14 protein-coding genes and 1 pseudogene are annotated in these 13,137 nt (G+C 58.1%); 7 read left to right on the plus strand and 8 right to left on the minus strand.

The window, feature by feature from the left end:
* A pseudogene (locus tag M9945_RS04140) lies at window positions 1–309 on the plus strand (quinone oxidoreductase); the annotation flags it as partial.
* A 103-nt stretch (window positions 310–412) separates the two neighbouring features.
* Here the strand turns inward: M9945_RS04140 and M9945_RS04145 are convergent.
* The 3 genes from M9945_RS04145 to M9945_RS04155 are packed head-to-tail and all read right to left on the minus strand — an operon-like array spanning window position 413 to window position 1,227.
* Window positions 413–601 (minus strand): DUF1778 domain-containing protein, encoded by a 189-nt coding sequence (locus M9945_RS04145; protein WP_367943520.1) that lies wholly within the window; start codon window positions 599–601, stop codon window positions 413–415.
* Between the two features lie 9 nt (window positions 602–610).
* The gene (locus tag M9945_RS04150; protein WP_367943521.1) at window positions 611–925 is read right to left on the minus strand and encodes a HigA family addiction module antitoxin; all 315 of its coding nucleotides are present in this window, start codon (window positions 923–925) and stop codon (window positions 611–613) included.
* Between the two features lie 17 nt (window positions 926–942).
* Window positions 943–1,227 (minus strand): type II toxin-antitoxin system RelE/ParE family toxin, encoded by a 285-nt coding sequence (locus M9945_RS04155; protein WP_367944756.1) that lies wholly within the window; start codon window positions 1,225–1,227, stop codon window positions 943–945.
* A 284-nt stretch (window positions 1,228–1,511) separates the two neighbouring features.
* Between M9945_RS04155 and M9945_RS04160 the strand changes: the two genes are divergently transcribed.
* Window positions 1,512–1,757, plus strand: a complete 246-nt coding sequence (locus tag M9945_RS04160; protein ID WP_367943522.1) for a type II toxin-antitoxin system ParD family antitoxin — start codon at window positions 1,512–1,514, stop codon at window positions 1,755–1,757.
* The gene (locus tag M9945_RS04165) at window positions 1,744–2,061 is read left to right on the plus strand and encodes a type II toxin-antitoxin system RelE/ParE family toxin (RefSeq protein ID WP_367943523.1); all 318 of its coding nucleotides are present in this window, start codon (window positions 1,744–1,746) and stop codon (window positions 2,059–2,061) included. Before M9945_RS04160 ends, M9945_RS04165 begins: the two co-directional genes overlap by 14 nt.
* A gap of 26 nt (window positions 2,062–2,087) precedes the next feature.
* Here the strand turns inward: M9945_RS04165 and M9945_RS04170 are convergent, their stop codons facing one another.
* From M9945_RS04170 to M9945_RS04180, 3 genes are all read right to left on the minus strand, one after another.
* The gene (locus tag M9945_RS04170) at window positions 2,088–2,579 is read right to left on the minus strand and encodes a GNAT family N-acetyltransferase (protein WP_367943524.1); all 492 of its coding nucleotides are present in this window, start codon (window positions 2,577–2,579) and stop codon (window positions 2,088–2,090) included.
* Entirely contained in the window at window positions 2,576–2,866 is a 291-nt protein-coding gene (locus tag M9945_RS04175) for a DUF1778 domain-containing protein (protein WP_367943525.1), read from the minus strand. The genes M9945_RS04170 and M9945_RS04175 overlap by 4 nt, the downstream gene beginning before the upstream one ends.
* A gap of 245 nt (window positions 2,867–3,111) precedes the next feature.
* Complete coding sequence (locus M9945_RS04180) at window positions 3,112–3,321, minus strand: hypothetical protein (RefSeq protein WP_367943526.1); 210 nt, start codon at window positions 3,319–3,321, stop codon at window positions 3,112–3,114.
* 15 nt (window positions 3,322–3,336) lie between these two features.
* Here M9945_RS04180 and M9945_RS04185 point away from each other — a divergent pair, with 15 nt between their 5' ends.
* The 4 genes from M9945_RS04185 (at window position 3,337) to drt3b (ending at window position 9,070) form a co-directional block, all read left to right on the plus strand.
* Window positions 3,337–3,774: a hypothetical protein gene (locus M9945_RS04185; RefSeq protein WP_367943527.1), complete on the plus strand. Its 438-nt coding sequence runs from the start codon at window positions 3,337–3,339 to the stop codon at window positions 3,772–3,774.
* A gap of 219 nt (window positions 3,775–3,993) precedes the next feature.
* On the plus strand, window positions 3,994–5,679 hold the full coding sequence (locus M9945_RS04190) for an integrase arm-type DNA-binding domain-containing protein (RefSeq protein ID WP_367943528.1): 1,686 nt from the start codon (window positions 3,994–3,996) through the stop codon (window positions 5,677–5,679).
* 183 nt (window positions 5,680–5,862) lie between these two features.
* A complete protein-coding gene (gene drt3a / locus M9945_RS04195; protein WP_367943529.1) occupies window positions 5,863–7,104 on the plus strand; it encodes an antiviral reverse transcriptase Drt3a in 1,242 nt (413 codons plus the stop codon).
* The gene (drt3b, locus tag M9945_RS04200; RefSeq protein ID WP_367943530.1) at window positions 7,097–9,070 is read left to right on the plus strand and encodes an antiviral reverse transcriptase Drt3b; all 1,974 of its coding nucleotides are present in this window, start codon (window positions 7,097–7,099) and stop codon (window positions 9,068–9,070) included. Before drt3a ends, drt3b begins: the two co-directional genes overlap by 8 nt.
* Before the next feature lie 800 nt (window positions 9,071–9,870).
* Here the strand turns inward: drt3b and M9945_RS04205 are convergent.
* A complete protein-coding gene (locus M9945_RS04205) occupies window positions 9,871–11,139 on the minus strand; it encodes a plasmid recombination protein (protein WP_367943531.1) in 1,269 nt (422 codons plus the stop codon).
* Between the two features lie 148 nt (window positions 11,140–11,287).
* A complete protein-coding gene (locus M9945_RS04210) occupies window positions 11,288–13,018 on the minus strand; it encodes a hypothetical protein (RefSeq protein ID WP_367943532.1) in 1,731 nt (576 codons plus the stop codon).
* Window positions 13,019–13,137: the final 119 nt, after the last annotated feature.

The following is a 13,137-nucleotide window of genomic DNA, read 5'->3' on the forward strand; positions in this document are numbered from 1 at the left end:
GTCGTGTCGGTCGGGGATGGTGTTGAGCACATTAAACTCGGCGACCGCGTGGCTTGGGTTTATGCACCGGGGAGCTACGCCGAGCGCGTTATGGTTCCAGCCTACGCACTCGTTCCGGTGCCGGACGCCATTGATGATCGCACTGCGGCGGCGGTCATGATGCAGGGGTTAACCGCCAACCATTTCGCGTCGGCCTTTTACGAGGTTCGCGAGGGAGACATAGCGCTGGTCCATGCAGCGGCGGGCGGGGTCGGATTGCTGCTGACCCAACTTATCAAATTGAAGGGCGGCACGGTCATCGGCCGCGTATTCGGATTGCTTGAAATCACCGCGCAGGATTTCCGCGATTGACCATACGAAGCCGCCAAGGCCCTGAATTCTGCTGCTTGCCCCCTTCACGTCCATCGCTCCTTCAATCCTTAGTCGAACCGGATTCCGGTCCTTCGGTTTTCCGTTGTCCCCGTTTCACCAGCGTCGCATGGCTATGCGCGGCCCGCACCAACGCCGCCGATGGCTCAGGTGGCGAGCGCAACGCCTCGACAAGACGGCGCTGGTCGTCAGAAGACAAGACAATGACATGCTCGGCAGATGGCAGATTCATCCTGTGTCCCTATCGTGGCTGGTGTTCAGCCATCGCAGGCACACCGGCACGAACCGGCAGCCGCGCGATCGCCTGTCCCGCCTTTTCCTCCGCAACGCGGATTTCGTAGGCGCTTTGCAGGTTGAGCCAGAACTGTGGTTCAGTGCCGAACCAGTGCCCGAAGCGCAGGGCGGTATCGCCGGTCACCGCGCGCTTGCCGGCGATGATCTGGCTGACCCGGTTCGGAGGCACGTCGATTTGCCGTGCAAACTCGGTTGGCGAAACACCCAACCCGTCCAGCTCATCCTTGAGGATTTCGCCGGGATGAACAGCTCTCATAAACATGGCGTGATCTCCTTTCCTCAGTGATAGTCCACGATTTCAACATTACCCGGCCCGGTTTGGCCGGGGGGCCACTCGAAACAGATGCGCCATTGCTGGTTTATGCGAATGGAGTACTGTCCGGCACGATCCCCTTTGAGCGCTTCAAGCCGGTTGCCCGGTAGGGCGCGGAGCGTATCGAGCGACAGCGCCGCGTTCAGGATCGACAGCCGCCGAGCGGCCTGTTCGTCAAACCCTTGAAAGGCTTTGACGAACTCCCCCTTTGCAAAACGGTCTGTGTTTTTATCCCGATAGCTCAAAATCATGATCTTCCAATTGTTCCATAATTGACGATGTACGTCAATCGTCAATTATGGATTATGCCTGCACTGCAAGTGAGGGGCGTCTGCAAGAAAGCGCCGTCCGGCAAAACCGCGTCGATGACGAAGGGATGGCAACCGGAAAGGAAAGTATTGGGGCTCGTCTGTTCCTGCCCCTACGCTAACCGGCGGTGCCGGGTAAGGGCTGACATCTCTTTATGGCAAAGTTTGCCATTAATTTTGACGAAGATCGCCATGGCATGATATGATGCGAGAAAAGGAGAATGCAGATGGCGACGATGAATGTGTCCCTGCCGGAAGCGATGAAGGCATGGGTCGAAAGCCAGTCCCGCGACGGGCAGTATGGTAATGCAAGCGATTATATCCGGGACCTCATTCGCAAGGACCGGGAGCGCAAGGAGGCTGTAGCTGCCTTGCAGGCGGCGATCACCGAAGGCATTGAAAGCGGCGAGGCTGAACCGTTCGACGCAGCCGCGTTCAAGCTGCGTATGCGCGAGCGTCATGTCGTCCGGTAAGTCCGAGCGATACAGGCTCACGCCGCGCGCCATCGCCGACCTTGATGATATCTGGCGGTTCACGGCTGAAACGTGGTCCATCGAGCAAGCGGATCGCTATGTGGATGATCTTGTCAGGGTTTTCGAGACGATCACCGTGATGCCGTCATTGGCTCGGGAGCGCACCGAGTTCAACCCGCCCGTGAGAATCCACGCCCATGAGAAGCATCTGGTCGTCTATACGGCGCAGGACGATCATGTTGCCATCCTGCGCCTGCTCGGCGGGCGGCAGGACTGGGTCGCGATCTTGAACGCTACAGAATGATGATTCTGGCTGCTGAAGCGGCACCGCTACAGGTGCTTGAGGTCCTTTATCAGCGCGAACAGGTGCAATGGATCGGTCGGGGATTCCACGAAATCAAAACGCCGGTAAAAATTCCGTGCCGCGTCATCTTTTGCATGAACGGCGAGCGCCCGGATGCCGGCGATGTCAGCAGCCTGCAAGGTTCGCAGGACGGCGTCGCGCAACAGCCCCGCTCCTACGCCCTTGCCTTGCCACTCCACGCTGACGCCGAGACGGGCGAGCAGCATGATCGGTACTGGATTGCGGGCCAGGCCTTTGATCAGTCGCTCCGGTGCATCGTCATGGCGGGCTTCGCCGACAACCAGCGTGTAGAAGCCGATGACTGCATCATCGGCCAATCCGATGTAGGTCTGTGAGGCATTGGCGTGCTGGTTGGGAAGTGCAAACCGAATCAGGAAGCGGTTCAGGGCGTCTTCGCCGCAATCGAAGACTTCGACTGCATGACGGCGATGGAGCTTTTCAATGCGGAACGCGGTCACGCCGGACCGTTGCCTGAAAAGATACCGGGTTTGTTGAGCAGCCTCCGCAGGTGCGGCATGTCGCGCGGCGGCGCTTCAAGGGCGGTAATGAAAGCTTCCCACTTCTCGGGATCGAGCTGGAAAACGCGGCGATCTGCCAGTGCTTCTTCGGCGCGGCCGAGCGCGCTTTCCAGCACGAAGTCACTGAGCGAACGCCTTTCGGCGTGGGCGGCGGCGGCAAGCGTGCGCTTTGCCTCCGGCGTTAACCTGAGATCGAGCTTTTCGGTTCGGGTTGCGCGTGTGGCCATGATGATACCTCTTGATTCCATCATAACACGAATTGCCAGACAATGTCATGACAATATTGCCCTGTTGGGAGCGTGTTGCCAATTTTGACGGGGACGCATGAAATTCTGTAAACTTGAGGGGTGTGGAATTGTCACGGGGGTGTTCTTGGAGGGGAAAGCGTTCAACGAGTTCAATATGGTGGCCGTGCCCTCGCAGGCGCTTGCGCGCCATCTGCTGAATCTTTCCATGTCCGACGACAGCATGGTCAATACGGCTGCGCGACGGCAACCAGATCGTTGAACAGCATGTTCAACCTGTCGCGGGTTCCCCTCAAGACGGGCTGAATATTCTTGATTGCGGTGTACCGGCGCGTCCCCCACCAGCCGGGATCGGCCTCAAGGGCTTCCGCGCTCATTCCGAGATCGACGCCTGCCGTTTCCAGGTCGGCGCGAAACTGCCGAAGGTCGGTCAGCAAACGCTGCGCGCTGGCATGCGGGCGCTCAAGGACAAGTTTAACGATGCCAGCGAACGGTTGAAGCGCCTCTATCAGGCGATCGAGAACGGTATTGCCGATCCAAGCGATCCGACGCTGAAAGACCGGATCGCGGCGGTGAAGACCGAGCGCGACATTGCGCAGGTCGCCCATGACCGCGCTCTCGCGGAGCTGCGACCCGACGCGCGGATCACGGAAGACAAGATCGCCGCCGCCGTCGAGGTCATGCGCGCCAATGTGCTGGAGGGGGCTATTCCGTTCCGCCGCGCCTATCTGCGCGCCATGATCGACAATGTCGAAGTGGACGACACGGAAATCCGTATTCACGGAAGGCGGTCGGTTCTTGAACGGCTTGTTATGGGAGAAGGGATAGCTCCGGCAGGAGTGCCCAGTTTTGTTCGTAAATGGCGCGCCCGAAAGGATTCGAACCTCTGACCCCCAGATTCGTAGTCTTTGTCCGATAAAATGACATCTGTTCCAACTTGACCCGAGAATGCCGGAAACGGCCGGAATGGGGCGTTCCGCGGCCTCAGCGGCAAGGCGGAGGCGTCGCGGCAGCAAGGATTCAACGGATGTACAGTGGTATGAAAGTGGTATCGATCTCTTAACGTAGATGGCTTATGACCAGGCGACGGTGAAGTCGAGGAGCCTGGCATGCCATCCAAAAGAGCGGACATAGGTCCTAGCGAGGTGCAGGAAGCGCGCGCAGCAGCCGCCGCCCGAAGCCACAGCAGTCGCGATCCGCTCATCATAGCCGACGACATATGCAGAGGACTTTCCCTCCGGGTACAGGGCGGCTCAGCCTCGTGGGTCTTGAAGTTCTCGGGACACACGAGGTCCTTGGGTAGTGTCGCCGAGATCCGCACGGCGAAAGCCGCGAGAGAATTGGCGGCACATACAAGGGCGCTCATGAGGAGCGGCGAGGAGGTGAAGTCCTACGTCCGCTCTCGTCAAGCCGGGAGGAGCCACCAGGATGCTGCCGCCAAGGTTTCGACAGAGCAGGCGCGCGCAGCTGGCCGTTGGACTTGGGAGGACCTAGCGACCCAATATGCGGACGTCTACTTGTCGAGTCCGCGCATCACCACGCGCGGCGTCCTCAAGCAACCATCGTTAGCTACGGCGGCAGAGGCACGTCGCTACCTCATGATGGAGGAAGCCAGCGGTCTCTTCGGTCGCCTGCTTTCTGAACTCAGGCCCGGTGACCTAGAGGAGGTGCGCGATGCCTGTGCCCGCGCCGGACGGAAAACGGGTTCCCGGCAATTCGTAGCCTACGCCAAGGGCGCCCTCTCGTTCGCACGTAAGAAGCATTCGCGCAGCGCGGGGTTGGAGGGGGCACCGAAGTGGTGGCTCGAGGTCGAGAAGCTGGACTCCACGATTCCGTCGCCGAGGTCACGCCTCCCGTCGCTTAAGGAGCTTGCAACAGTCCTCTACAGGGCGGAGCGCTATCGCGTGATGCCTGGGAGAGACAGCGGAAGGAAGACCTCTGAGACGGTAATATGCGCTCTGTGGTGGCTCGCCCTGACCGCTCAGCGCGCCAGTGCCGGACTGTCCATCCGGCGCGCGCACGTGTTGCCTTGGCCGAACGGTCCAGAGGGTTGGAAAGTCGCCTACTTCCCGTCTGTGGTCATGAAGGGGAAGCGGCCCCACTCGGTTCCTATCCCGCCCCGAGTGTCCCTGCTTTTTGATCGCGCCCTATGGGGCGCAGACGAGGAATCCCAGTATGTCTTCCCGGCCCTTCGGTTGATGGGCGAGAAGGTGGACGCGCCGCTTTCGCGATCAGCTCCGAAACTGCTCCTTGATAGGCTGCGAGGCCGTCCGGCAAATCTGGAGGCAGCCCGGGCACCTCAGGAGGCAGCGGCAGCATCCGGTGAGGTGGGCCAGGCATCAGACCTTCTTGAAGGCATCACCTACTTCACGCCCCACGATATCCGAAGGACCTTCGCCACCGTCTGCGCCGACTTGGCCGTTCGTGGGGATGCGATTTCCGCCGTCCTCGACCACGCAGATGTTTCCACGGGGCAGGCACCGATGGTCTCGGCCGACATCACTCGCATTGCGTATGACTACTCGCAGCGGCTCGAATTGAAGCGACTTGCGATCGAGGCATGGACGGATGCTCTCTTTGCCGCCTGTGATGCTGAATGGGCGTCGCACCAACCCCGTCGGTCGGCCTTCCAGAAGGTTCCGCCTCCCCGCCCAACGACTTCCGGGAAAGTCGCCGAGATACGGTTCACTGCAGCAGAGCCATGGTATCGGACGATTGAGCGGGCGAAAGCACAAAGGGTACCGTCACTCAGGCTCTCTTCGATAGCTCTCTCACGCGACGACGCCGATTTTTGACTCCCGTTGAACTTAGACCTAATCGAGATGCTAAAGGTGCTCGCCAACCTTGATTAATCGCCCACTCATTGTGAATGTACCGCAGCTGAGAACAGCCTTCCGCTGCGGTTGTTGGCAATTCGTTTGACAATCGAACCGTCGTAATATCCGCTGCGTCGGAGCTATGGGGGTAGCCAAGTCTGCATGCATGATCCCACATTCCACTACGCGACAATGGCGAGGAATTTCCAGAAGGCGGACTTTCGTCGTGACCCGAATCTGATCCAGGAGCCTGTTCGTGCGGCGGTGATCGTTGCGGCGGTCCAGAAAGCTCAGGTCGGTTTTCAACAAGTCGATATAGCCTCGTCGAAGTTGCGTAACAGCGATGTCTATCGACTAAACGACATCAGTGAGCAGCTTATTCTTCGGCACATAAATAGGACGATCCGCCGAATAACAAGAATAAAGCAGTCAAACAGAACATCAATAGTTAACAGTATTATACGCCTTTCTGAAGAAGGGCTACCATTCCGTATATACAAACTAGATATTGCAAGTTTCTATGAGAGCATCGATCCAGCCGCTGTAATTGAACAAATACGACGAGATGGCGCCTATTCGTCGCACTTCTCGTCTCTGCTGCGGACCTTTTTTGCCTGTTTGACGAATGTCAATATTCTTGGCCTGCCCCGAGGCCTTGCGATCAGCGCTACCCTCAGCGAGATACTCATGCGCGATTTTGATCGGGAAGCGATGCTAGATCCACGCGTTCACTACTATGCCCGATTTGTTGATGATATTATCATCATCACCTCTGGAAAAGAAAACGCGCGTGAATTCCTACGGACCGTTCGACGACGTCTGCTTCCTGGAATATCGTTCAATTCCAAAAAGACACGGATTTACACTCTTTCTCAATTTAGTAACACGCATAACGCAAGCCCACCCATTGATGCAGAACTTGATTATCTTGGGTACAAAATCTCGATACATCATACACAGCGCACGGATCGCCGATACCATCGCAAAGTTCGGCTAGACCTGTCGGAGAAAAAGGAAAAGCGTATCAAGTCTCGCTTATATTTGTCATTTGCGGAGTTTCGCATAAACAATGATTTTACCGCACTGCTGAACCGTGTTCGCATGCTATGCAATAACTTCCATTTCATCGATGTCGATAGGTCTATCAAGCGCAAGTCAGGCATATTCTTCAACTACCCACTCATCAACCTAGACGCCTCGGAGGCGCTTCCACGGCTGGATCGGTACCTACACCACCTTATCGTCTCTCATTATGCGGCAGCCCCCGGGCCTGGACTGTTTGGCCGCGCCCAGCGCGAGGCATTGTTCAGGAACTCGTTTGTAAAGGGCTACCGGGAAAAGCGGTTCTTTCACTTCCCTCCGTCCCAACTGGCGGCCTTAACGCGATGCTGGCGATATGCGTAGACGCCGCTACATCAGAGCCAACTTTCTACCCGACGATGTCGACCGCGTAGTGACTACGGACACTGCGCCTTACGAAGTACCTATCGTGTTCTCGAATGATGGCTTCTACAAAAACCTCCGAACAAGAAACCTTGGCTCCACTGAAAAGAGGGAGACGATAGCGGCGATCATAAATTTGAGTGAAAACAAATATACGATACCATTTCGTTATAGTATCGTAAAAACGTCAACTTCATTTCGCCAGTTGAGTCTGCCGCACCCGGCAAGTCAGTACAGGGTCTCAGAGTTTTACGGACGTTATCAGGATCTAATTTGTTTCTACGCCTCTCGCTCACCTTACTCCATAAGGCATCCGAAGTCGCGAGGGAAAAGGTACTTCTTCCGTGTAAGCATATCTGATGAGCATAAGTACAAGTCGAATCATATAACGACGGATGATATCGACGCGCTTGTGAGAAATCCTGCATCGTTTTTCTCATATAGCGGATACGATCGCCTTTATCGCTTCTTCAAGTCCCCCGATCATGTGCGGCTGGAGAAGAAATACCGAATAATGCACTCCGTGGATGTCAGCAAGTGCTTTTCGAGTATTTACACCCATTCTATTGCGTGGGCCCTAAAGGACATACGCACTGCAAAGGATAGTACGTCGGCAATAACGTTCGGCAATCAGTTCGATATATTGATGCAGAAGATGAACTTTAACGAAACGAATGGAATTTGTATCGGACCGGAAGTAAGTCGTATATTTGCAGAGATAATATTATCTCGTGTAGATCAGGATATCGAGGCCTCGTTAGCGCAAAAGCAAATCTTCAATAAGAAGGAATATGAGATCAGGCGATATGTCGATGACTTTTTTATTTTCACAAACGATTATAAGCATGTAGAGGCAATCGGAAAGCAGATTTCTTTGTGTCTAAGTCGGTTTAATTTGCATGTAAATGAGGGGAAGATTGAGACTATAGAAAGACCATTCTATACGACAAAGTCAAAGATTGTCGACGATGCGTCTAGGGACATAAATTCATTTTTCGAGAGTATGTTGGAGAAGAAGTCCGTTTCGGGGAGAGAGCTGCTAGAGCCTAAGAATATATGGAAGCCGAGTGCGGTTGTTCGTCATTTTCTGAATGAAATAAAGTCTAGCTGCTTCGATAGCAACGTGGGATATGACATGGTGTCTAGCTACGTGATATCGGCGATTGAGAAGAGACTCGATCGAATAATAAGTGACTACGATGCGCTCGGCGATGATAAACCCGACGTGGAGAGGTACTTATCAATCTTCACGGTACTTTTGGAGATCATGTTCTTTTTCTACACGGTCCACGCGACGGTTGCGGCATCTTTCACGCTTTCGAAGGCAATCATTAAATCATCTGATTTTCTCCGCAGGGTCGCCCCTGAGCGGCTTCCTTACCTTGGAGAGAAGGCTGCGGCTTGGACTGCGCGGTTGCTGCAGGATCCCCAGATTGCTCGCATATATGAGCATCATGACGCGGTACCTATTGAGATACTTAATATACTGATTGCGCTCAGGGAAGTAGATCAGACTGGAGCTTTGGAAACCGAAGCGATTGAGAGGATAATGCCGAACATTCAGTCGGCAGACTATTTTTCCATCATATCGGTCCTGTATTACATGGGCGGCCATGCAAAATATGACCGTATTCGGCGGAGAATTGTAAAGGGGGCACTTAGAAGGCTCGAGACTGAAGACGGATGTATGAAATCCTCGGAGATGGTTCATCTAGCACTGGACATAGCTTCATGCCCCCACATCCCGTTAATTGAACGGGCGAAATTCTTGGGAGTAGTACGAAGCCAGTTCCAGCTTCCTGCACTGAGTGCGGCAGCCCTTCAGTCACTGTCGACAGAGTTTGAAAACGAACCTTGGTTCGTCCGGTGGACGGGAGTTGATCTTCTTGCACTGATCGTTAAGAAGGAATTGAGTGCCGTCTATTAGCGTGCTAGCTGTGGATGGAGGGTTGCCCAATAATCGCTTCAGGCTTTTCGCAAGAAGAGTCTGCCGCCTGCCATCTCGACCGGGGCGATATCTGATATCCGATCTCGGAAGCTGGTTGGAGCATTCGTGCACACACATCATGCGTGAGGGCAACTCTCACCTGCTGATTCAGCGATCCATATGCCGGGTACGAGTGCCAACGGCCTCCAGAGACCGCACCATCCCAGCCAACTTCAGAAGGACGTCTTGGTCTGGTGGCTGCGTGTGATCGTTTAGCTGAGCACGATGATCGGATTCTGCTTCCGAACGCCAGGCCTTAAAGACTTCATGATCATTGGTACTTGGTCGGACCCAGACGGCCAAGCGATTGACTTCGCAGGCTAGAATCTTCTCTCTGACCCACTGTCTCGTCATAGGGTCGGGGATGCGACTGAGAAGAATTTCGGTCGCATCCTCACAAGCTGCTCTGCGGCGCAGATCGCGTATCAAGCGGGCAATGGAGGGCGCCCTTCGATAGCGGCCAGGCCTTTTGCTGCGTCGGTGGGATACGTACAATTCCCCACCCAGTCCGCGTTCATAATTGTTCACTCGCCACGTTTCCCCCATAGGCCCGGCTGATGCCGGGAGCACCGAGCGCGTCCCGGAGACTGCCGTCGTTCCGAACGGTCCCGTCAGGAATGCCCAGAGGAACACGAGTAGCGCGACCGTCCGGCCACGTCCGGCCCGGCGCGACAGCCGGGCCCTGTGTCGTGCAGCGCGGAGGCAGCCCTTCGGGCGGGTCTTTGAGCTGCTCGTGTCGATCATGGTCGTGCTCCTAGCTGGTGTTGATACGTATGGGCGTTTCGTATGGCAGCAACCTCGTTCCGCGCCGCATCCCGTTCCCTCCCAAGTGCCTGGGCGGCAGCCATGGCGGCATCTCGCGAGCGCTCTGCAGCCTGCCGTTTCCGGACTTCAGCGGCGGCCCGTTCCTTCGCGTCCTCTGCCTGCTTCTTCGCAGCGGCAGCCTCTGTCTCGAAAATCTGGCGCAATCGGGCCTCCAGCCGTGACCGCAGCAGACCGTCCCAGAGCGACCGGATTCTTGATCCGAGGGTAGCCAGCCGCGTGGCTTCCGCGCGAGCAGCTTCCAGGACTCTCGCACCGTCCCTGCGCGCGCGGGAAAGGATACGTCCCGCCATCCGGACACGAGCGTCCGCTTCGTCGTGAAGGCGAAGGGCTGCCCGTTGACGTGCGATTGCCTCGTCGCGAATCCTTGAAGCAGCCTGGGTGGCCTCTGCGAGGGCAGCGGCTGCCTCCGCGCGCGTCCGATCCATGAAGGCAGTTCCGGCACGCTGGAGATGGTCGGCACGCTCCCGTGCGATCCGGACGGCTTGAGCTTGGACCCGCTCGGCGCGCCATTCCTCCCGCGTCAAGCGACGGCGGCCTGGACCGAGCCGGGTAAGTCCTGACGGCAGCCCAACCGCCTGCCAATAGGAATCCTGCCAGTCACGCAATGCTTGGCGATAGGCGACATCTGCCCGCCTGTTGAGTGCCTTGCCATCCTCCCCATCGGCAGCGCCTCCCGTAACGATCCGGTGCTTGGCTTCCTGCCCCGGATGAAGAGAGCCTGCACGGAGGTCGGGAGTCTCGGGAAGGATGAATGCATGCAGATGCGGGTGACTTTCATCGACGTGCCGGATGACCGACACCAGCGCGGAACCGTACTGGTCGCGCAGCCATGCCACCGTCTGGACTTCCCACGCCCTCACCTCGTCGGCGAGCGAGGGGTTCTTCGCCACCAAATCCATCGCGGCGGGGTGTGACGCCACAATCGTGACGAGCGTGTTCTGGTCCTGTCGGATTGCTCGCTGCTTTCCATTCGCCAGCGTGGCTTTCGCGGAGGCCGCGCGTTCCTCATGCAGGCGGCGGACTTCATCGACATCAACGCCGAACACGACTTCCGGGGAGGCGGGATTCTCGACGTGCAGACAGGCGTCAGGACGGCGCGCCGCTTCCGCTAAGACGAAGTCCACGTTTCGCCCATCCCGGCCCTTCCGGCTGTAAACCTCCATATGCACGAACTGGTAGGACATGCCTCACGATCCCCGGCGCATGGTGCGCCCTCGTGACTATGTTTTGTTTCGGCGGAGCCGGATGCAAGGATTAGTGACCGACTACCGCTATTGCGCGCGGTCCTGCGGCCCGTGCTCATAGCGTCGGCTCTCCGAGGGCCCCGCGGGACTATGCGGCCATAGCGGGACTGGCACAGCCATGCTCGGCGCGCATCGCCAGCACGAAGGCCGAAAGAGGCGGATCGAACGGGATCTGATCGTCCTCCAGGTCAGGAGGCGGGAGTTTCGATGTCCACCCGGGTCTAGGGTGAAGCAGATCGTCTTCCCATGACACTGCCACTCCCGACCATGCTCCTGCTTGCGCAGGTGCGGCTGGGACAGTTGGCCCACATGTGTGAACCCTATAGCTGTCGGCTGCGCCTCCCGCGATAGGGGGGGCCTCGTCTTCGGCTTCGATCATGGCGACATCGATCGCGCTCAGAGTTCCGGCGGTGGCCCGCGCGGCGATGTCCAAGGCGACGGACGGGTCTGGCGCGCCGTTGCTGTCCCAGTCGATGCGGGCGAGCCCCTTCTCGGTGTCGATCTCCTCCAGCCGGGCACGGTCGCCAGCTCCCGGCGCGAAGGGGTCATATCGCTGGACAAGGATCAGCGGCTCCGCCCAAGGTGTATGACGCCACTGCGGCAGGGATACCCCCAAGACCAGGTTTGTGGGCCTGCTACGGCTGCCTCCGTCCGTCCCGGGGGCAAGGTCGGCATCATCGAGGACGGAAGGCGCTGGCTGGCTCTCGTCGCCCTCGGGGCCATTACCGGGATCGTCGCTCGCATGGTGGTTCAGGCGCGACGACTTCCGGACACGCTGGAGCCGGCCGTCCTCCCCGGAGCGGACCCGAACCACCTTTTCACCCGCGTCTTCCAGCTCACTCATGAAGGAGGCGAACGGGCCCATGGGCTGCGCTAGCTTGAGCCGCTCCGTCTGCAGGTAGAGCCAGAGGACTTCCTCGTCCGGCGCCTCGCGGATATCGGCAGGCTTGAGGCAGTTCTTCACGAGCTCCTCTGCCTTCTGGATCCGGCCATTGTCCTGCCAGTGTCCCTTCACCGCGCGCCACGTCATCCGCAGGAACGCTGACCACTCCGAATCCTTCATTGCCCGCTGTGGCCAGGTCAGGATGTTGGCGTGCACGTGATACAGGACTGTATCCGCACCGAACCGACGCGTGAGGGGCGCATCGGGCGGACCGATCTCAGTAGAAGGCATACGCCGGGCAGCATCCGCGTCGCGATCGGCCGCCGTCGCGCGCGTGAACTCGATGCCCCTGAACAGTACTTCGACATCAGCGTCGCGGGCTTCAGTCGCCCATTTCGACACGCGCCTGGAAAGAGCCTGGATGGCCTTTCGGAGTTCCCCGCCGAACGGGACCGGCTCGGGTGCGGTGATGACGGCGTAGCGGAAGAAGCGCGCGGCGCGGTGATGCTGGATAAAATACTTCATCCCGTTCAAGACCGGGCGGCGGTCTCGCGCGGCCACGGTGGGAAGGAACCGGATGGCACGGTATGCGGGCAGCGTCTCGACCTTTCCGGTCACTGCGCCGATCGCCGTGATTTCGGCGTCCAGGCGCGCGGGCGTGCCCATCCGCTCCAAGGCATCCGCAATCATCTCCGACTGCTCGGCGAGCAGCTTCGACGCGGCGGCGCGGCGCGCCCACTTGATAGGATCGATACGCCAGCCCGTGTTGGCCGTCAGGACGTCGGTATGTCCGCGTCTGGCAGGGCCATTGGTTTCCATTGCAGCCAGCGCGCGAGCAGCAATGGAGCCCAGTGATTTCGGGGCTTCGTCAACTTTTTTGGCTGAGGGGGTAGGGGGTGGCGTCGATCCGGAAGCCGGACCGAGCCGGAGGCTCACCGTCCCCTATGAGGGGGCTTTACTGCTGCGCGCCGAATGGCCATGCTTTGAGTCCTTCCCGAGGGCCGCGCAATGGGTTCCAGCCCGCGCGGCCTTCATCATGCTCAGAGCAGGCGAAG

The organism is Aquamicrobium sp., from assembly GCF_023954335.1.
Lineage (GTDB): Bacteria > Pseudomonadota > Alphaproteobacteria > Rhizobiales > Rhizobiaceae > Aerobium.